Here is a 20,668-nt window from a genome sequence, read left to right as displayed (position 1 = left end):
CGGCATGTCCGCATACGTTCGTCCCGCTGTGAGCCGCCGGTCAACGGCGGCTCCCCAGACGGGAGATCGGGGGTGTGCTCGTGCGCATCGGACTGCTGACAGAGGGCGGTTATCCGTATGTGGGTGGTGAGGCCGGACTCTGGTGCGACCGGCTCGTGCGCGGGCTCGCGCAGCACGAATTCGACCTCTACGCGCTCAGCCGCAGCCGACGGCAGGAGACCGCGGGCCTGCTCGAACTCCCCCCGCAGGTGCGGCAGGTGCGGACCGCGCGGCTGTGGACGAGCGACGCGGGGAGCGCGGCGGGCGGGGACGGCGTGCGGGGCGGCGCACTCGGGCGGCGCGCCCGGCGCCGGTTCACCGCGCTGTACGAGGAGCTGGCGGCGGTGATCGTCCGCGGCGCCGGGCCCGAGACCCGGGGTGCGGGTGGCGCTGATGGTGTGAGGGGCCGTGCCGATGGCGTGAGGGGCGGCGCTGATGGTGTGAGGGGCGGCGGCGCAGCTGATGTGTGGGGTGGCGCGGACGGTGTGAGGGGCGGTGCACAAGGTGCGAGGGGCGGTGCGCTGGAAGAGGCGGACCGTTTCGCCACAGCGCTCTACGGGCTCGCCGAACTCGCCCGCGACGAGGGCTCCCTCCACGTCGCCCTCCGCTCCGAGACGGCCGTCCGCATCCTGGAACGCGCCTGTCGCGCGCCCGGCGCCCTGCGCGCGGCCCGCGCCGCCCGTGTGCCCGATCTGCTCACCTGCGCCGGACTCATCGAGCGCGCCCTGCACCCCCTCTCACTCGACTGGTACGGCACCGGCGACGCCGCCGAGGACGGGGCGGCCGGAGCCTCCGCGGCTCGGGGCGAGGGGCTCGGCTCGGTCGACCTGTGCCACGCCACATCGGGCGGCCCCGCGGCCCTGCCGGGCCTGCTCGCCAAGCGGTTCTTCGGCGTGCCGCTGCTCGTCACCGAGTACGGAGTGCGGCTCAGGGCCCAGTACATCGCGGCGGGCGACGCCGAACTGAGCGCGCCGGTCCGGGCGCTGCTCGCCTCCTTCCACGGGTTGCTCGCCGCCGAGATCTACCGGCAGGCCACCGTGATCACCCCGGGCAACGCGCACGCCCGCCGCTGGCAGGAACGGTGCGGTGCCGACCGCGCCAAGATGCGCACCGTCCACCCCGGGATGGACGCCTCGCGCTTCGCCGAGGTCGGCGAGCGCGAGGAGCCGGGGGAGCCGGACACCCTCGTCTGGGTCGGACGCGTCGAGCCGTCCAAGGACCTCATCTCCCTCCTGCACGCGTTCGCGGAGATCCGCAGGGAGGAACCGAAGGCGCGGCTGCGGATCGTGGGGGTGCCGGTGCCGGTGCCGGTGCAGGCGTCGGTGCCTGGGTCGATGTCCGTGCCGGTGCAGGCTTCGATGCCTACGGCGATGCCCGTGCCGGGGGCCGGATCGGTGGGCAGCGGGACGGACCGCGGGGCGGACGGCGCGATGAGCCAGGCGTGCCGGGCGGAGCGGGAGGCCGAGACCTACCTCGGGCACTGCAAGGCCCTGGCCGCGCAGCTCTTCCCCGACGAGGCCGTCGGGATCCACGCCGTCGGCGAGAACCCGGTCTCCTTCGAGGAGCTCGGCGGTCCCGAGGCGCCCGACCTCGCCGAGGTCTATGGCGCGGGCAGCGTCGTCGTCCTCTCCAGCGTCGCCGAAGGCTTCCCGCTCAGCCTGGTCGAGGCCATGTTCTGCGGACGCGCCACCGTCTCGACCGACGTGGGCGCCGTCGTCGAGGTCATCGGCGGCACCGGGCTCGTCGTCCCGCCCCGCAACCCGCGCGCGCTCGCCGAGGCGTGCGTGGCCCTGCTGCGCGACTCCGGACGTCGTGAACGCCTCGGGGCCGCGGCCCGCGCGCGGGCTCTCGAACTCTTCACCGTCGAACAGAACGTCATGGCATTTCACGGCATTTACCTCGACATCGTCTCCCGCTGCCCGGTACGCCGCGACGCCATGGACGACGCCGGCGACCCCCTCCCGTTCTCCCACCCGGCCGAGGCCCACGTCCCGGGCCACTGGACCGCGCGCACCACAGGCACCGCCCGTGTCCCCAGCTGGGCCCCGGGCGGTGGCGGCAACGGGGGCGGTGAGCGCGAGCAGTTGGCAGGAGTGAGCCAGGGCGGCGGAGAGGGTGCGGCATGAAAGGGAGTAGTGACATCGGCAGCGGGGTCAGCACGGACACGCCCCGCGTGCCCCCGGGCGCCGGTGCGTGGAGCACGGCGTCCGCCCAGGCCCTGGCGCACACCTCGACGGACGAAGCGTTCGGCGCCGGGGGAGGTGAGCGAAGCGCCGAGCCACCTCCCGGCGGGAAGCCTGACGCCGGTGCCGCCGAGCCGGTCTCGGACGGGGCCCGTGCACACGCCGGGCCGAGCCGCGCCCCCACCCCGGCGGCAGCCCAACGCCCTCCGCACCGCCGTACCAACGCCGACCCCGTCAAAGCCCTGATGCACCGGCACCACGAACTCTGCGAGCGGGCCATCGACCCGCTGGAGATCGCCGCCGGACTCGAGGCGCACGGCGTGACCGACCGGACCGCGGCCCGCTACCGGCACAAGGACGTGTTCTCGCTCGCCGAGGAGATGTACGCGCGCGTGCCGCGCAATGGCGAGCAGGACGGGTCCACCCGGCCCGCCCACGTCTCCGCGGCCACGCCGGCCACCGGCAGCCTGCGCGGCGCATGGACCCTCCTCGCCCTCCTCCCCGGCGCCGTCTGCGCCCTGACCCTCCTCGCGCTCGCCCACACCGCAGGCACCGCACGCGTGGCCATCGGTGTCGTCGGCGCGCTGGCCGGTGCGGTCGCCCTGCGCACAGCGCTGCGGCACGGCCCGCTGAGCGTCAGGACCCGGGCGACCACGCTCACGACCCGCCTGTGGATCTGCTGGCTCCTCGCCTATGTCCTGCTCGGCGACGACCTGCTGAGCGCCGCCTTGTCCGGCGGCCCCGACGCCGTCCCGCGCCCGGCGACCGCACCCCTCCTCGCGTGCGCCGTGGCCGTCGCGCCCGCCGCCTGGTGCGCCGGGCTCTACGCCTCCGGGGCGCGTCGCCGCCTTGCCACCAGCCGTGGACTCGCCGAGTTCGCCACCTCCGCGCGGCCGCTGCTCCTCGCCGTCGTCACCCTGTTCGCGCTCGCTCTGACGGCCCTGCTCGGCCTGTCCGGGGCCCTGCTCGGCCAGGACATCGACTACGCGGGAGCGGGCTCGCTCGGGGTGCTGCTGCTCCTCGCCCGCCTCCTCGTCGTCCACGGGCGCACGCACGCCCCCGCCGTCGTGCTCGGCGCCGCCGCGGCCGTCGAGATCCTGGCCGTCGCCTCCGTCCTCGCCGCACGCCTGCCCGGCTGCGACGCCCCGGGCGCACCCGTCGAGGCGGCCGTCGACGCCCTGGGCGTGGGCGTCGTACCCGGTGCGGCCTGCACCGGAGCCGCCCTGGCGCTGCTCGTGCACGCCATGCGCACGCTGACCCGGGCCTCCGCCCACGCGGGCGCGGACAGCGCCGCCGCGGAGGGCGCTCCCTGACCACCGCGGCGCGCCGTACCGAGCGTGCCGCGCCACCTGCCTTCCAGTCAGGCACACCCCTTTCCCGCGGGGCCGACACCGCGGGCTCTCCCGCCGACCCACGGCACAACGCATAAGGAGAACGCCAGATGACCACCCCTCCCCCCGGAGGCGCCGGATACGCCGGATACTCCGGACCTCACGGGCCGCGCGACACCCACGGAGCGCGCACCGCGGGAGGTGTCCGATGAGGGTCCTGCTGATCGGAGCCAACGGATATCTCGGCCGCTTCGTCGCCGACAGACTCCTGGCCGACCCCGCCGTACAGCTCACCGCGCTCGGCCGGGGCGACGACGCCGATGTCCGCTTCGACCTCGCCACCGGCAGTCCCGGCGCGCTCACCCGCTTCCTGGACGCCGTCCACCCGGGAGTGGTCGTCAACTGTGCGGGCGCCACCCGTGGCGGCGCCCGCGACCTCACCCGGCACAACACGGTCGCCGTCGCCACCATCTGCGAGGCCCTGCGCCGCAGCAGCTGCGGCGCCCGCCTCGTGCAGATCGGCTGCGGCGCCGAGTACGGCCCCTCGCAGCCCGGCTCGTCCACGGCCGAGGACGCCGTACCCCGCCCCGGCGGCCCGTACGGCGTCAGCAAACTCGCCGCCACCGAACTCGTCCTCGGCTCCGGCCTCGACGCCGTCGTCCTGCGCGTCTTCTCCCCCGCGGGACCCGCCACGCCCGCCGGCTCCCCGCTCGGCCGCCTCGCCGAGGCCATGCGCCGCGCGATGCAGGCCGGGGACGGTGAGCTGAAGCTCGGCGGCCTCGGCGCGCAGCGCGACTTCATCGACGTACGCGATGTCGCCCGCGCCGTGCACGCCGCGTCGCTCTCCGCCGCGCAGGGCGTCATCAACATCGGCTCTGGCCGCGCCGTGCGGTTGCGGGACGCCGCCGCCGTGCTCGCCCGGGTCGCCGGATTCGGCGGCGCCCTCCACGAGCTCGACGCGCCTCCCGGCCCGATGCGGCCATCCGTCATCCACCCGCGCTCCGAATCAGACCACGGGATGCAGGGCCCGCCGCCCGCCGCATACCCGTACCCGGACGGCTGCGGGAGCTGGCAGCAGGCCGACGTGCGCACGGCCCGCGACCGGCTCGGCTGGCGTCCCCGCATCAACCTCGAAGAGTCCCTCGCCGACATCTGGATGGAGGCGGCATGCCGTATCTGACCCCCACCGCGACCGGCCTGTCGAGCACCGACGTACGCCTCGGCTTCGGCATCCCCGGCTTCGCGCACCCCCTCGTCGCGCCTGCCGAATGGGCCGAACTGACCCGCCCGAACGCGCCGGTGCACTGGGTCGTCCTCAACGTCGCCCACGGTCCCGGCGCCCGGCCCGACCCGCACTGCCTGGAAGCGGCCGGCCGTCTGCGCAACGCGGGCGTCCGTGTCCTCGGTCACCTCGACATGGCCTACGGCGCCCGCTCCTTCGGCGAGCTGATCTCCGACGCCCACCGCTTCCTCGACTGGTACCAGGTCGACGGGTTCAGCCTCGACCGCTGCCCCACCGAGCGGGTCGCCCTGCCCGAGGTCCGGCGGACCGTGGCGACGCTGCGCGCGCTCGTCGACGACGCCTACATCGTGCTCGGTCACGGCACCCACCCGTACCCCGGATACGCCGAGACGGCCGACCAGTTGGTGACGTTCTCCGGCCCGTGGAGCGACTACCGCTGGTCGCAGGTGGCCGAGTGGACCGCCGACTATCCGCCCGAGCGGTTCTGCCACTTCGTCCACGGCACGCCCCGCGGCCATCTCGACGAGGCGCTGCGCATCGCGCGCTGGCAGGGAGCGGGCACGATCTGGTTCACCGATCAGACGGACCGCGGGGGACTGAGCGACCCCTGGGAGTCGATGCCCGGCTACTGGGACGAGATCGTCTCGCGTATCGGACCGGGTGTCTCGGAATGAAGGAGGGCGTGGCAGTGTTGCAGACAGAACAACCGTACGTAGATACCGACCAACGGAGTCCCCGTGTCGCTGCCACCCCTGGTCGAGCCAGCTGCTGAGCTCACCGTAGACGAGGTCCGCAGGTACTCCCGCCACCTGATCATCCCGGATGTCGGGATGGACGGGCAGAAGCGGCTGAAGAACGCCAAGGTGCTCTGTGTGGGCGCCGGCGGCCTCGGATCGCCGGCCCTGATGTACCTGGCCGCGGCCGGCGTGGGCACGCTCGGCATCGTGGAGTTCGACGAGGTCGACGAGTCGAACCTGCAGCGCCAGATCATCCACAGCCAGGCCGACATCGGCCGGTCCAAGGCGGAGTCCGCGAAGGACTCGGTCCTCGGCATCAACCCGTACGTGAACGTGATCCTGCACGAAGAGCGGCTCGAGGCCGACAACGTGATGGACATCTTCAGCCAGTACGACCTGATCGTGGACGGCACGGACAACTTCGCGACGCGCTACCTGGTCAACGACGCGTGCGTGCTGCTCAACAAGCCGTACGTCTGGGGTTCGATCTACCGCTTCGACGGCCAGGCCTCGGTCTTCTGGTCCGAGCACGGTCCGTGCTACCGCTGCCTCTACCCGGAGCCCCCGCCCCCCGGCATGGTCCCCTCCTGCGCCGAGGGCGGCGTCCTGGGCGTGCTGTGCGCGTCCATCGGCTCCATCCAGGTCACCGAGGCGATCAAGGTCCTGGCCGGTGTGGGCGACCCGCTGGTCGGCCGCCTCATGATCTATGACGCCCTGGAGATGCAGTACCGCCAGGTCAAGGTCCGCAAGGACCCCAACTGCGCGGTCTGCGGCGAGAACCCGACCGTCACCGAGCTCATCGACTACGAGGCCTTCTGCGGCGTCGTCTCCGAGGAGGCCCAGGAGGCGGCGGCCGGTTCGACGATCACTCCCAAGCAGCTCAAGGAGTGGATCGACGACGGCGAGAGCATCGAGATCATCGACGTCCGCGAGCCGAACGAGTACGAGATCGTCTCCATCCCGGGCGCCAAGCTGATCCCGAAGAACGAGTTCCTCATGGGCACCGCCCTCGAGGGCCTGCCGCAGGACAAGAAGATCGTCTTGCATTGCAAGACGGGTGTCCGCAGTGCGGAAGTCCTCGCCGTGCTCAAGTCCGCGGGCTTCGCCGACGCCGTGCATGTCGGCGGCGGCGTCATCGGCTGGGTCAACCAGATCGAGCCCGACAAGCCGGTGTACTAGAGGGAGCGCCGGGCCTTCGCCCGGTTGTGACTGTCCCGGACGGGCCTCGCGCACTGCGCGCGGGGCCCGTCCGGCATGTCGGGAGCCCGCGGCGCGCCGGTCGCGTCCGCGCTCAGGAGCACACCTTGCCGTCGCGCGGTATTCGGCCCTCCAGTAGGTACGCGTCCACGGTCGAGTCCACGCAGGTGCTGCCGGAGCTGTAGGCCCCGTGGCCCTGGCCCTTCCAGGTGAGCTGGACACCGACCCCCTTGCCGAGTTCGTCGGCCATGCGCCGCGCTCCCTCGTACAAGGTCGCCGGGTCGCCGGTGTTGCCGACGACGAGCACCGGTGCCGCACCCGGCGCGCTCACGTCCGGGGCGTCCCACTGTCCCGGCACGGGCCAGTCGTGGCACCAGCCCGCGGTGTCCCAGCCCATGTACGGGCCGAAGACCGGCGAGAGCGCGCGGAAGTGGTCGAGTCGCGCCTTGGTCTGCGCCACGGTCGGCCGCGCCTTGTCGTCGAGGCAGGAGATCATGCGCTGCGAGTAGCTCGCGGTGCCGTAGTGCCCGCTCCCGTCACGGTCGTTGTAGGCGTCGGCCAGGGAGAGCAGTGTCGTGCCGTCACCCCGCTCAGCGTCCCGCAGACCCCGGGTGAGGGCGGGCCAACTGTCCTTGCTGTAGAGGGTGACCGCCATGCCGGTGAGCGTCAGCGACTCGTTCAGTTCGCGTGCGCCCGCCGTGGGCAGCGGCCGTGCTTCGAGCCGCTTGAGGAGCGCCGTGACCTCGCGCGATCCCTGCTTCGGGTCCGTGCCGCGCGACCTGAAGTAGTTGTCGAGGGCGCGCTGGAATCCGCGCGCCTGGTTCTCTGCCTCTCCGAGGCGTCCCGCCGTCGGGTCCATGACCGCGTCCATGACGAGCCGGCCGACCTTGCCGGGGAACAAGTGGGCGTAGACCCCGCCGAGTTCGGTGCCATAAGAGACGCCCATGTAGTACAGCTTGTCGTCGTCGAGGACCTGGCGCATGAGGTCCAGGTCACGGGCCGCCTCGGTGGTCGACACATGGCCGAGCAGGTCTCCGGCCTTCGCGCAGCCCTTGCCGAGGTCGGCGGCGTCCTTCAGGAAGGCGGCCTCCTCCGCCGGGGTGTCGGGCGTCGCGTCGACGGATTCGGCGGCCTGCCGCTCCTTGTCGCTGCGGCACCGCACGCCTTCGCTCGCCGCGACCCCGCGCGGGTCGAAGCTCACCAGGTCATAGCGCTCGCGCAGCCGCTCGTACTGCGGGGCGAACGCGGGCAGGCGCTCGACACCGGAGCCGCCCGGACCGCCGAAGTTGAACAGCAGGGAGCCGATGCGGTCGCCCCCGGCACCTTGGGCCCTGGCCCTGATGAGCGCGATCGCGATGGTCGCCCCGTCCGGCTTCGCGTAATCGAGCGGGGCCTTGAGCGTCGCGCACTGCCAGTCGGAACCGGGCGGGGGTGCGCCCTCCGTGGCGCCGCAGCGGCCCCAGTCGAGGCGCTGCGCCGTGAGAGAGGAGGGGAGCGGGGGTGGCTGGGCCGCGCGAGGTGTGGTCGTGGCGGTGGAACGGAAGGAACTCTTCGAGGGTTTCGGAGCGCTCGCACCGCTGCCCGAACCGCTTTCGTCCGGGCCGCTGCAACCGGCCGTCAGACCGGCGGTCAGCACGACCGCCGCCGCCAGCGCGGTGGCGCGGGCCCCTGTTCCCGTCCGTGTGCGTGTGCCCGCACGGGCACGTGCATGTCCTGGTGCCATGGCACCTCCCCCCTGAACTGCCCCGGTTCTTGGAACAGTCAGGCCATCGTAGGAGGCGGTGCCGACACCTGCTTCAGCCTGTGGACAACTCCATGATCACGAGCAGACCGTTCCCTCTTTCGGGGTTTTCCCATCCAGGAGATAGCCGTCGACCGCGGCGCGCACGCACTTGTTCCCGCTGTCGTACGCCCCGTGGCCCTGGCCCTTGTACGTCACCTCGACCCCCACGCCGTCGCCCAGCGCGTCGACCATCTTCCGCGCGCCCTCGTACGGGGTCGCCGGGTCACCGGTGTTGCCGACGACGACGATCGGGGCGGATCCGGGGGCGCTGACGTCCGGGTGGTCGGCGGCGCCGTCGACAGCCCAGCCGGTGCAACCGAGCATGCCCCAGGCCAGGTAGTCGCCGAAGAGCGCGGAGGCTGAGCGGAACTCGGGCAGTTTCGCCTCCACATCCTTCGCCGTGTAGCGCGACTTGTCATCGGCGCAGTTGATCGCGACGTTGGCGGCCTGGGTGTTGCTGTACGTGCCGTCCTCGTTGCGGCCGTTCATCGAGTCGGACAGCATCATGAGGACCTTGCCGTCGCCGTCGTACGCCTGTTGCAGCCCCTCGGTCAGGTACTCCCAGAAGTCCTGCGAGTAGAGGGACTGGGCGATGCCGTTGGTGGCGGCGGTCTGGGTCAGGTCGCGGGGGAAGATGCCCGGGATCGGCTCGTCGTCCAGCTCCTTCAAAAGCTTGGCGATCTTCTCCTTGACCTCGTCGGGGGTGTCGCCGACCGGGCAGTCCTCCTCTTTGGACGTACAGTCCTCCGCGTAGTTGTCGAGTGCGAGCTGGAACCCCTTGGCCTGGCCCAGTGAGCCCTGTTCCGAGCTCTGTGTGGGGTCGACGACGCCGTCGAACACGGCGCGGCCCACGTGCCGGGGGAACAAGTGCGCGTAGACGCCGCCGAGTTCGGTCCCGTACGAGATGCCGAAGTAGTGCAGCTTGTCGTCGCCGAGGACCTGGCGCATGAGGTCCATGTCGCGGGCCGCGTCGGTGGTGCGGACGTGGGGGAGGGTCTTGCCGGAGTTCTTCTCGCAGGCATTGTTGAAGGACTCGATGGTGTCGACGAGTTTCGTCCGCTCCGCCGTGTCGTCGGGGGTGGAGTCCTGCTGGAAGTACTCGTCGAGCTGTTTGTCGTCCTCGCAGGCGACGCCGGCGCTGCGGCCCACCCCGCGCGGGTCGAAACTGACCAGGTCGTAGCGGGTGCGCAGCTTCGCGTAGTCGGTGGCGAACGCGGGCAGGCTGGTGACGCCCGAGCCGCCGGGGCCGCCGAAGTTGAAGAGCAGCGAGCCGATGCGCTTGTCCTTGTCGCCGCTCGCCTTGGCGCGAATGAGTGCGAGGTCGATCGTCCGGCCTTCGGGGGCGCTCCAGTCGAGCGGTGCCTTCATGGTGGCGCACTGCCACTCGGCGCCGCCCGGCAAGGGGGACGGCGCGTCACCGCCGCCCTGCGAGTCGGCGGGTGCGGGGCAGTCCTTCCAGCTCAGCGTCTGGGACGGCAGATCCACGTCGTCGTCACCGGACTCGCCGCAGGCCGCGAGGGAGGCGGACAGCAGAGCGGCGGTGACGGCCAGGGCGGCGGCGCGGGGCCGGGACGGAGTGGGCATGCGTCCATCCTGCGGTGACGCCCTGCGGCGCGCTCGGGCTGCGGGCTGTGCGAGTGAGCACGTTCCCGGTGTTCCCGGTGTTCCCGTTGTTCTTGGTGTTCCCGGATGTGCTGGATGTGCTGGGTGTTCTGGACGGGCACGCGCGCGTTACAGAGCGCCCTTGCGCGTCAGGTGGTTGAAGAACAGCCATCCGGGGAGCACGGGCAGCCACAAGGTGAGCAGGCGGTAGAGCAGGACCGCGGGTGCGGCCACTTCCTTGGGCAGGCCGACAGCGATCAGACCGACCGTCAGCGTCGCCTCGACGGCGCCCACACCACCCGGGGTCGGCGCCGCGGAGCCGAGCGCGTTGCCCGCGAGGAAGACCACGGCGACGCTGGCCAGGCTCAGGCTCGTCGTGTTGTCGCCGAAGGCACGGATGGAGGCGTCCAGGCACATCACGAAGCAGGCGGTGAGGAGCAGCATGCCGCCGATGCCGGTGAGCAGCTTGCGGGGCCGCTGCAGCACATCCAGCATGCGCGGGACCACGCCGGCGAAGAGCGACCTCACGCGCGTGACGACGAATTTCCGCAGGAACGGGATCGACGTCACGACAAGGACGAGCACGGCGACGGTCAGCAGGCCCGCGATGACGGTGCGGGACGGCGACAAGGACGGGGTTTTCTCCGTCCCTGTCAGGTAGCCGAAGGTCAGCAGCAGGAGGATGTGGCTGCCCATGCCGAACAGCTGCGAGGCGCCGACGCTGGCGACCGCGAGCCCGGGGCGGACCCCGGCGCGCTGGAGGAAGCGCGTGTTCAGCGCCACGCCGCCGACGGCCGCGGGTGCCACGATCTTCACGAACGACCCGGCGACCTGCGCCGCCACGGTCCGCATGAAGGGCACCCGCTCGGGCACGAAGCCCAGCAGGCTCATCGCCGCCGCCACGTAGCTGAGCGCGGAGAAGACGACCGCGAGGCCGACCCAGCCCCACTCGGCCTCGCCGACGATCGCGCCGAAGTCGATGTGCGTGAGCTGGGAGAGCAGGAAGTACGCGCCGATCGCGCCGGCGATGAAGCTGATCAGGGTGCGCGGCCGGATGCGCTCAAGGCGGGCCGGTTCGACCGGCGCCTGCGGCCGGATGCGGAGCACCTGGTGGCGGATCTGGGTGAGCAGGTCCTCCTCGCGCGCCTCGTCCAGGGCGACGTCTATGGCGCGCTTCTCCGCCTGCCGTTCGGCCTTCTCGGACTTCTTCTCGGATTTCTTCTCGGCGCGTACGGACTTCGTGCCGTCGGCTGTCGCCTCTTCCAGGCGGGCCTGCTTGGCCTTACTGGACGCCTCCAGGACGGCCTCGCGCTCGCGCTGGGCACGCTCCCGGCCGAGCTTGCGCAATGTCGCCCTGGTGGAGCGGGTGAGCGCGATCGGCTGCAGCAGCGGAAGGCAGTCGGCGATGGTGTCGGGGCCGAGGACGCCGACGGCGGAGGCCACCGCGCGTTCGGCGCCGACCCGCAGGCCGAGAGTGGTGAGCATCTGCGCGATGTCCATGCGCAGGACCAGCTCGCCCGCGGCGATCTCGCCGCCGCGCAGGTCCGTGAGGAACACCGTGCCGGAACGATCCACCAGGAGCGCGTCGCCCGCGAGGCGCCGGTGGGCGATCCGCCGGGACTGCAGCGCCTGCACCTGGTGCCAGGTGTCGCGCAGCAGGTCGTCGGTGATCTCGTCGTCCGGCAGCGAGTCGAGGGACCGGCCGCCGATGTGCTCGTACACGAGGATCACGGCGTCGGGGCCGAGTTCGGAGGTGGCGATCAGCTTGGGCGCGTTCGCCCCGGCGGAGATCGCCGCATAGGCGAGCAGCGCCTCCTGCTCCAGGGCCTGGCGCAGTGACTGGAGGCTGCGGCGCTGGGTGATGCCGCGCAGCGTCAGACGGCGCCACACGCGGTAGAAGAAGCCCTGTGCCTGTTGTTCGCGGTCGACGACGGTGACGTCGAGGGGTGGGCCGTCCTCCAGGGTGACGAAGTAGCGCCGCCCCCTGTCGCCGTTCTCCGTGGCCCCTTCGTGTGCCTCTTCGCGGGAGGCGCTGACGGGGTGGAAGCCGACATGGCGCAGGCCGGCGAGGAGCGTCTGGCCGGTGGGGCGCACGTTGGGAGAGCCGACCGCGTACAGCGTCCCGTAGGCGACGGTCCAGCCGATGAGGATCGTCAGGATGATCGAGAACGGCGTGGTGTAGCCGGTGACCAGCATCGCGAACGCGTCGAGCAGCAGGACCACCCACAGCACGACCCGCCATCGTGGTCGCCGGGACATGCCGACGGCGGTCATGTACGCGATGACGGGCGCGAGGTAGCCGTGCACGGGATCGGTGAGCGCGTGGATGTCGCCCGGCGACACCTTGGTGAGCGCGTCCTGGATGGACTGAGGCGCGGCCTTGGCGACCCAGAGATCGGTCGCGAGCGTCACCCCGTGCGCGAGGACGGCCGCGAGCACCCCGTCGGCGATCCGCAATCCGTCGCGCTTGATCAGCCGCTCGATGGCGAAGGCGACCGGGACGAGCAGGATGGCGATGCTGGAGGCGAGCCCCGCGAACTTGGTCAGCAGGTCGGGGGCCTGTCCCGTGCCCTTGTTGATGTCCTGGGCGAAGCCCGACGTCGTGGCGTGCGCGAACGCGGCGATGGCCAGCAGGACGGCGACCGCGAGCACGCCCACGAGAAGCCGCATCAGGTCCGAAGGGCGGTGCACGCGCGCGGGGAGCAACGGTTCGTCGCCCTCGACGCGCTCCGCGTGCGGCTCCGTGTCGGCACAGTCGGGGTCGTGCAGGGGCTGCTCGTGCCTGGTCTCGGCGGCCTCCCCGGCCGCGTTCTCAGGGCGCGCCGGTGTCACAGAGGTGCCCTCCGCCTTGTCGGGGTGCACGCTCTGCTCCGTCGTCTCTTCTTGATCTCGTATCACCAGTCACCGCCCGCACGATGGTGGCATGTCCCGTCGCCGCCGGGAGGCATCAGGGTGCATTTCGTACGAGCCTCCGCGTTGTCGGTGGCGTGGGGCAGGATGGACCGGATGAGCGAGGAGAGCGAGCCGGCGGGTGGACCGCCCGCCCACCCGGAGTACGCGGAGCGGGTCCTTGAGGTCGCCGAGCTGATCCCGCCCGGGCGGGTCATGACGTACGGAGACGTCGCCGAGTGGCTGGAGGAGGGCGGCCCGCGCCAAGTGGGGCGCGTGATGGCCCTCTACGGTGGCGGCGTGCCGTGGTGGCGCGTGGTGCGCGCGGACGGGGCCCTGCTGCCGGGCCACGAACTGAGAGCGCTCGGCCACTACCGGGACGAGGGCACGCCCCTGCGGGACGCCTCCCGGTCCGCCGACGGCCACCTGCCGCGCCTGGACATGAAGCGGGCTCGATGGGACGGCGGGACACGTACGGAAGCTCACAGGTGACAGCTTCGGCCATCCCGCGCGCGGGCGGGGTGCCGGTGGCCCGTACGGGGGAAACGGCGCGTTCGGGGCACTTCGCCACGACCGTGTCCGTTGGTGAGACTGGGCACAATCGCGCCCGGAGTGACGCGAGCAAGGCGTAGGAAGCCCGGCTTCCGCCACACTCGACGGCGTAGCGTCGACGGCACCGTCGATGGCAGACACCTCCTTCGCCCCGCAGCCACCGTTTCGCACGGCAGGCGCTTCGACCACCCGCACACCCACCAGGACCAGCGATCCACGTGAGCTCCACTTCGTCCACCAGGCAGCCGTCGCACCAGCCGGTCCGACAGCGGGTCCCGGGTGCGTATCGACTGGTGCGCACCCCGCGGGCTCCCGTGGACCCCCCTCGTCTGGACGCACCCCAGCGGGCTGTGGTTGACCACGGCCACGGCCCCCTGCTCGTCCTGGCAGGTCCCGGGACGGGCAAGACCACCACGCTGGTGGAGGCGGTGGCGGCGCGCATCGCCAAGGGCACGGAACCCGCACGCATCCTTGTCCTCACGTTCAGCCGCAAGGCGGCGGTCGAGCTGCGCGACAGGATGGCGCTGCGCATCGGTGCCGCGCGCGCCCCGCAGGCGACGACCTTCCACTCCTTCTGTTACGCGCTCGTCCGCGCCCACCAGGACACGGATCTCTTCGTCGAACCCCTGCGCCTGCTGTCGGGTCCCGAGCAGGACGTCGCCGTGCGCGAGCTGCTCGCCGGCCAGATCGACCTGGAGCAGGGCGGGCTCGCGCGCGTCCGCTGGCCCGACGAACTGCGCGCCTGTCTCACCACGCGAGGCTTCGCCGACGAGGTGCGCGCGGTCCTCGCCCGCAGCCGGGAGCTGGGCCTCGGTCCTGCCGCCCTGGACGCTTTCGCGCGCCGTACAGGGCGCCCGGACTGGCGCGCGGCCGCCACCTTCCTCGCCGAGTACCTGGACGTCCTCGACATGCAGGGCGTCGTGGACTACGCGGAACTCGTGCACCGCGCGGTGCTCCTCGCCCACCGGCCGGAGGTCGCCGGGCAGCTGGCCGCGCAGTACGACGCCGTGTTCGTCGACGAATACCAGGACACCGACCCGTCGCAGGTCAGGCTGTTGCACGCGCTCGCGGGCGGGGGACGCACCCTGGTCGCGTTCGGCGACCCCGACCAGTCGATCTACACGTTCCGCGGTGCCGACGTGAACGGCATCCTGGACTTCCCCGACGCCTTCCCGCGCGCGAACGGCACCCCCGCGCCGGTCGAGGTCCTCACCACATCACGGCGCTCCGCGAGCAGCCTCCTGGAAGCCACACGGCGCATCACCCAGCGCATGCCGCTGACCCGTCTGCCCGCCGAGAAGGTGCGTGCCCACCGCGCCCTCGCCCCCGTGCGCGAGGGCGGCAGGACCGAGGTCTACACGTACCCGACGGCCGGCACGGAGCTCGACAACATCGCGGACATCCTGCGCCGGGCCCACCTGGAGGACGGGGTCCCGTGGAGCGACATGGCCGTCCTGGTGCGCGCGGGCGGGCGCAGCATCCCGTCGGTACGCCGCGCGCTCACCGCGGCGGGCGTCCCCCTGGACATCGACGGTGACGACCTGCCGCTGCGCCACGAGCCGGCGGTCGCGCCGCTGCTCACCGCATTGAAGGCGGTCGCGCAGAGCCCGTCCGAAGGGGACGCGGGCGATGCGGCCTTCCGGCTCGACGTCGAGACGGCCCTCACCCTGCTGACCTCACCGCTCGCGAGCATGGACGCCGCGGATCTGCGCCGCCTGGGGCGCGCCCTGCGCGAGGAGGAGCGCGCGGCGGGCAACCAGGTGCCGCCGCCCTCCGACGAGCTGCTCGCCCGCGCCCTCGCCGAGCCCGAGCGCCTCGCCCTGCACGACCCCGCCTACGCGCGCGGTGCGCAGCGTCTCGGCGCCCTTCTGGCTACGGCCCGCGAGAAGCTCGCGGACGGGGGCACCGCGGAGGAAGCCCTCTGGGAGCTGTGGAACGGCACGCCGTGGCCGCAGCGCCTGGAGCGTGCCGCCCGGCGTGGCGGCGCGGCAGGGCGCAATGCCGACCGGGACCTCGACGCCGTGTGCGCCTTGTTCGCCATCGCCGCCCGCGCGGAGGAACGCACCGGCGGCCGGGGCGTCCGTAACTTCCTCGAGGAGTTGGAGGCCCAGGACATCGCGGCCGACACCCTGGCCGGCCGCGCCGTGCGCCCCGACGCCGTACGGCTGATGACCGCGCACCGCTCCAAGGGCCTGGAGTGGCGCCTCGTCGTCGTCGCGGGCGTCCAGGAGGGCCTGTGGCCGGATCTGCGCCGCCGTGGCTCCCTGCTGGAGGCCGACCGCATCGGCCGCGACGGGCTGGCCGAACCCCTGACCCCCGGCGCCCTCCTGGCCGAGGAGCGGCGACTGTTCTACGTGGCCGCCACGCGCGCGCGGGAGCGCCTTGTCGTCACCGCGGTGAAGGCACCCGCCGACGACGGCGACCAGCCGTCCCGGTTCCTGACCGAACTCGGCGTCGAGCCCAAGGACGTCACGGGCCGCCCGCGCCGCCCGCTGTCGGTGGCCGCCCTGGTCGCGGAGTTGCGGGCCACCACGGTCGACCCGCGCGTCTCCGACGCCCTGCGGGAGGCCGCCGCCCGGCGCCTCGCACGCCTCGCCGCGCTCAGCGACGACGACGGCCGGCCGCTCGTGCCCTCCGCCCATCCGTACCGCTGGTGGGGCATGTACGAGCCCACCGAGAGCAAGGTCCCCCTGCGGGACCGGGACAAGCCCGTCGTGCTCTCGGGCAGCGCCCTCGACCAGCTCGCCAACACCTGTGCGCTGCAATGGTTCCTCGGCCGCGAGGTGAAGGCCGACGCGCCCGCCACCGCCGCCCAGGGCTTCGGCAATGTCGTGCACGTCCTGGCCGACGAGGTCGCCTCCGGACGCACCCCGGCCGACCTCGCCGTCCTCATGGAGCGCCTCGACTCCGTGTGGGACGCGCTCGCCTTCGACGCGCCCTGGAAGTCCGCCCAGGAGAAGGAGCACGCGCGCGTGGCGCTCGAACGCTTCCTCCAGTGGCACGTCATGGACCGCTCCGGGCGGACCCCGGTCGCCAGTGAGCACGCCTTCGACGTGACCCTCGAAGCAGGCTCCTACGAAGTGCGCATCCGCGGCTCCATGGACCGCGTCGAACGCGACTCCGAGGGCCGCGCCTATGTCGTCGACTTCAAGACCGGCAAGCAGGCACCCAGCGCCGCCGAGGTGGCCCGCCACCCGCAGCTCGCCGTGTACCAGCTCGCCGTGCGGGAGGGCGCCGTGGACGAGCCCTTCGACGGTGCGAGGCCGCACCCCGGCGGAGCCGAACTGGTGCAGCTGCGCCAGGGCGCCCCTCAGAAGGCGGGCGGCGAGACGTTCCCGAAGGTGCAGGCGCAGGTGCCGCTCGAAGGCGAGTGGGTCGGTGACCTCCTGGCCACCGCCGCCGGAAAGGTCCTCGACGAGCGCTTCGCGCCCACCACCGGGCAGCACTGCACGCACTGTGCCTTCCGCGCCTCGTGCAGCGCGCGATCCGAGGGACAGCACGTCGTGGAGTGACGTACGCCTCCGCTGTGCCGAATCGGGCGGGCGCTGTCAGTGGTGCCGGTTAGCCTCGTTGAGGTGACCTCCCGCCTCACCGACCCCGAGCAGCTCAAAGAGCTCCTCGGCATCCCGTTCACGCCGGAGCAGACGGCCTGCATCGTCGCGCCGCCCGCCCCGCAGGTGATCGTGGCCGGGGCCGGATCCGGCAAGACGACGGTGATGGCGGCGCGCGTGGTCTGGCTGGTCGGTACCGGACAGGTCGCGCCCGAGCAGGTCCTCGGCCTCACCTTCACCAACAAGGCGGCAGGCGAGCTGGCCGAGCGCGTCCGCAAGGCCCTCGTCAAGGCGGGCGTCACCGACCCCGACACCATCGACCCGGACCACCCGCCGGGTGAGCCCGTGATCTCCACGTACCACGCCTTCGCCGGGCGCCTCCTGACCGATCACGGGCTGCGCATCGGCCTCGAACCGACGACGCGGCTGCTCGCCGACGCCACCCGCTTCCAGCTCGCCGCGCGCGTGCTGCGCGAGGCGCCGGGGCCCTACCCCGCCCTCACCCGCTCCTTCGCCGACCTCGTCAGCGACCTCCTCGCGCTCGACGCCGAGCTGGCCGAGCACCTCGTACGGCCGGACCGGCTGCGGGCGTACGACCATGAGCTGCTCCGCTCCCTCGAAGGCGTCAAACTCAGCAACGCGGACCTGCGCAAGGTGCCCGAAGCCGCCGCCGCTCGCCTCGAACTGACCGAGCTGGTGGGCCGCTACCGGGAGGCGAAGCGGGCCCGGGACGTCCTCGACTTCGGCGACCAGATCGCCCTGTCGGCCACCCTGGCGAGCACCCGCCCCGAGGTCGGCGAGATCCTGCGCGACGAGTTCCGCGTCGTCCTGCTCGACGAGTACCAGGACACCTCCGTGGCCCAGCGCATCCTTCTCGCGGGCCTGTTCGGCGGCGACACCGGCCACGCCGTGACCGCTGTGGGCGACCCCTGCCAGGCGATCTACGGATGGCGCGGTGCCTCGGTCGCCAACCTCGACGACTTCCCGCACCACTTCGCGTACACCGACGGCCGCCCCGCCACCCGCTTCGCGCTCAGCGAGAACCGGCGCAGCGGCGGCCGCCTCCTGGACCTGGCCAACGGCCTCGCCGAGCCGTTGCGCGCGATGCACGCGGGCGTGCAGGCCCTGCGGCCCGCCCCGGGGGCCGAGCGGGACGGCATCGTGCGCTGCGCCCTCCTGGCCACCCACAGCGAGGAGATCGCCTGGCTCGCCGACTCCCTCGCCCACCTCGTCCGGACCGGCAAGGAGCCGGGTGAGATCGCCGTCCTGTGCCGCACCGCGACCGACTTCGCCGAGATCCAGGGCGCCCTCGTCGCCCGCGACATCCCCGTCGAGGTGGTCGGCCTGTCGGGTCTGCTCCACCTTCCCGAGGTCGCCGATCTCGTCGCCGTGTGCGAGGTGCTCCAGGACCCGGGGGCCAACGCGTCGCTGGTGCGGCTGCTGACCGGCCCGCGCTGGCGCATCGGCCCCCGCGACCTCGCCCTCCTCGGGCGCAGGGCCCGCCTGCTCGTCTCCCACGCGCGCGGGGGCGACGAGGACGATCCCGACCGGCGCCTGGCCGAGGCCGTCGAAGGCGTCGACCCGTCCGAGGTGATATCGCTCGCGGACGCGCTCGACACCTTCCTGGAGACCTCCGTCGAGGCCGACGGGGACGACGACGGGCTGCCCTTCTCCCCGGACGCGCGCGTGCGCTTCGCCCGGCTCGCCACCGAACTGCGCGAGCTGCGCCGCTCCCTGTCCGACCCGCTCATGGACGTCCTGCACCGCGTGCTGGCCGTCACCGGTCTGGAGGTCGAACTCTCCGCGTCCCCGCACGCCCTTGCGGCCCGCCGCCGCGAGACCCTGTCCAACTTCCTCGACATAGCGGCCTCCTTCGCGGCCCACGACGGCTCGGCGTCCCTGCTCGCCTTCCTGGGTTTCCTGCGCACCGCCGCCCAGTACGAGAAGGGGCTCGACAACGCGCTGCCTGGCGGCGAGAACACCGTGAAGGTGCTCACCGCCCACAAGTCCAAGGGCCTGGAGTGGGACGTCGTCGCCGTCCCCGGGCTCGTCAACGGCACCTTCCCCAGCGGCCAGGGGCGCGAGAAGTGGACCGCGCAGGGCAAGGTCCTGCCGCACGAACTGCGCGGCGACGCCGCCACTCTGCCCGACGTGGAGGCGTGGGACTCCCGGAGCATGAAGGCGTTCCACGCCGACATGAAGGACCACCAGCACACCGAGGAGCTGCGCCTCGGCTACGTCGCCTTCACGCGCCCCCGCACCCTGCTGCTCGGCTCCGGCCACTGGTGGGGACCTTCGCAGAAGAAGCGGCGCGGCCCGTCCGACTTCCTCCAGGCGCTGTACGAGCACTGCGCCGCCGGGTACGGCGAGATCGAGGCCTGGGCCGACGAGCCCGAGGAGGACGCGGAGAACCCGGCCCTCCAGGAGGCATCGGCCGAGCACGCCTGGCCCCTGCCGCTCGACGAAGCGTCCCTGGCACGCCGCCGCGCGGCGGCCGACACGGTGCTCGCCCATGTGGAGCGCGCCGCCGATCCGGCCGAGGGCCGCGCGCACACGCAGACGCATCCCGCCGCGCACACCGAGCCCCCGTTCGAGGACCCGGACTGGCCGCCCCCGCCCGACGACGAGGAACCGCCCTTCGCGGACGAGGCGTTCGCCGAGGAGCCGCCCGACGACTGGGACGCCTTGCCCACCGAACGGCCCGCCGTCCCGCATCCGGCGCCGGAACCGCCCTCCCACGCGCGCGTGCCGGAGCCCTCGGGGGAACCCACCGTCCCGGCCGTCCCGCACCCCGCCCCGGAGCCCTCGCTCACCGCGGAGGAGGCCCGCACCATCGCCTCCTGGGACCGCGATCTCGACGCCCTCACGGGCGAGCTGCTGCGCGCCCGCGCCGGAGTGCGCGAGGTGTCCGTGCCGCACTCGCTCACGGCGTCCCAGGTGCTGCGCCTGGCCGCCGACCCCGACGGGTTCGCCCAGGAGCTGGCCCGGCCCATGCCGCGCCCGCCCCAGCCGGCGGCCCGCCGCGGCACCCGCTTCCACGCCTGGATCGAGGCCCGATTCGAAGAGCTGCGCCTTCCCATGCTGGACCCGGAGGAGCTGCCGGGCAGCGACGCCGAGGTCGCCGACGAGCAGGACCTGGAGGCGCTCAAGGAGGCCTTCGAGCGCACCCCGTACGCGCACCGCACCCCCTACCGGATCGAGCTGCCCTTCCAGCTGGCCGTCGCGGACCGTGTCGTGCGCGGCCGCATCGACGCCGTCTACAAACAGGGCGAAGGCGACGAGGCGACGTACGAGATCGTCGACTGGAAGACCGGCCACCAGCACAACGGTGACCCCCTCCAGCTCGCCGTCTACCGGCTCGCCTGGGCCGAGCGGCAAGGCGTGCCCCTGGAGTCGGTGAGCGCCGCCTTCGTCTACGTACGCAGCGGGGAGACGGTCCGGCCCCGGCGGCTGCCCGGCCGCGCGGAGCTGGAGCGACTGCTCACCCAGGAGCCACCGGCGCCGGGCGACTCCGTCCAGGAGCCGACGGCCGAGCACGCTCCGGCGGGGGACTAGGCTCGT

11 protein-coding genes are annotated in these 20,668 nt (G+C 72.8%); 8 read left to right on the top strand and 3 right to left on the bottom strand.

Annotated features, from left to right (window positions below):
* The first annotated feature begins 80 nt into the window (after positions 1 to 80).
* The 5 genes from C1N81_RS19095 (at position 81) to moeZ (ending at position 6,712) form a co-directional block, all read left to right on the top strand.
* Positions 81 to 2,165, top strand: coding sequence for a DUF3492 domain-containing protein (locus tag C1N81_RS19095; protein ID WP_394430675.1), 2,085 nt, complete (start codon positions 81 to 83; stop codon positions 2,163 to 2,165).
* Positions 2,162 to 3,535: a hypothetical protein gene (locus C1N81_RS19090; protein ID WP_394430673.1), complete on the top strand. Its 1,374-nt coding sequence runs from the start codon at positions 2,162 to 2,164 to the stop codon at positions 3,533 to 3,535. Before C1N81_RS19095 ends, C1N81_RS19090 begins: the two co-directional genes overlap by 4 nt.
* 226 nt (positions 3,536 to 3,761) lie before the next feature.
* Positions 3,762 to 4,733, top strand: a complete 972-nt coding sequence (locus C1N81_RS19085; protein ID WP_394430671.1) for an NAD-dependent epimerase/dehydratase family protein — start codon at positions 3,762 to 3,764, stop codon at positions 4,731 to 4,733.
* The gene (locus tag C1N81_RS19080) at positions 4,721 to 5,470 is read left to right on the top strand and encodes a spherulation-specific family 4 protein (RefSeq protein WP_394430669.1); all 750 of its coding nucleotides are present in this window, start codon (positions 4,721 to 4,723) and stop codon (positions 5,468 to 5,470) included. Before C1N81_RS19085 ends, C1N81_RS19080 begins: the two co-directional genes overlap by 13 nt.
* A gap of 63 nt (positions 5,471 to 5,533) precedes the next feature.
* A complete protein-coding gene (gene moeZ / locus C1N81_RS19075) occupies positions 5,534 to 6,712 on the top strand; it encodes an adenylyltransferase/sulfurtransferase MoeZ (RefSeq protein ID WP_394430668.1) in 1,179 nt (392 codons plus the stop codon).
* 112 nt (positions 6,713 to 6,824) lie between these two features.
* On the opposite strand, the gene C1N81_RS19070 is transcribed toward moeZ, so the two are convergent.
* The 3 genes from C1N81_RS19070 to C1N81_RS19060 all read right to left on the bottom strand — a co-directional run bounded on the left by C1N81_RS19070 (position 6,825) and on the right by C1N81_RS19060 (position 12,977).
* Entirely contained in the window at positions 6,825 to 8,453 is a 1,629-nt protein-coding gene (locus tag C1N81_RS19070) for an alpha/beta hydrolase (RefSeq protein ID WP_394430666.1), read from the bottom strand.
* Positions 8,454 to 8,549: 96 nt separating this feature from the next.
* Entirely contained in the window at positions 8,550 to 10,097 is a 1,548-nt protein-coding gene (locus tag C1N81_RS19065; RefSeq protein ID WP_394430664.1) for an alpha/beta hydrolase, read from the bottom strand.
* A 147-nt stretch (positions 10,098 to 10,244) separates the two neighbouring features.
* A complete protein-coding gene (locus C1N81_RS19060) occupies positions 10,245 to 12,977 on the bottom strand; it encodes a lysylphosphatidylglycerol synthase domain-containing protein (protein WP_394430662.1) in 2,733 nt (910 codons plus the stop codon).
* Between the two features lie 144 nt (positions 12,978 to 13,121).
* On the opposite strand from C1N81_RS19060, the gene C1N81_RS19055 reads away from it, so the two are divergent.
* The 3 genes from C1N81_RS19055 to C1N81_RS19045 all read left to right on the top strand — a co-directional run bounded on the left by C1N81_RS19055 (position 13,122) and on the right by C1N81_RS19045 (position 20,662).
* Positions 13,122 to 13,496, top strand: a complete 375-nt coding sequence (locus C1N81_RS19055; protein ID WP_394430660.1) for an MGMT family protein — start codon at positions 13,122 to 13,124, stop codon at positions 13,494 to 13,496.
* A gap of 278 nt (positions 13,497 to 13,774) precedes the next feature.
* Entirely contained in the window at positions 13,775 to 17,068 is a 3,294-nt protein-coding gene (locus C1N81_RS19050) for an ATP-dependent helicase (RefSeq protein ID WP_394430659.1), read from the top strand.
* Positions 17,069 to 17,131: 63 nt separating this feature from the next.
* Positions 17,132 to 20,662, top strand: coding sequence for a UvrD-helicase domain-containing protein (locus C1N81_RS19045; protein ID WP_394430657.1), 3,531 nt, complete (start codon positions 17,132 to 17,134; stop codon positions 20,660 to 20,662).
* Positions 20,663 to 20,668: the final 6 nt, after the last annotated feature.

Source organism: Streptomyces sp. SGAir0957 (assembly GCF_043523415.1).
The sequence above is the reverse complement of the archived record's forward strand: the minus strand, read 5'-3'. Positions and strand labels throughout refer to the sequence as shown.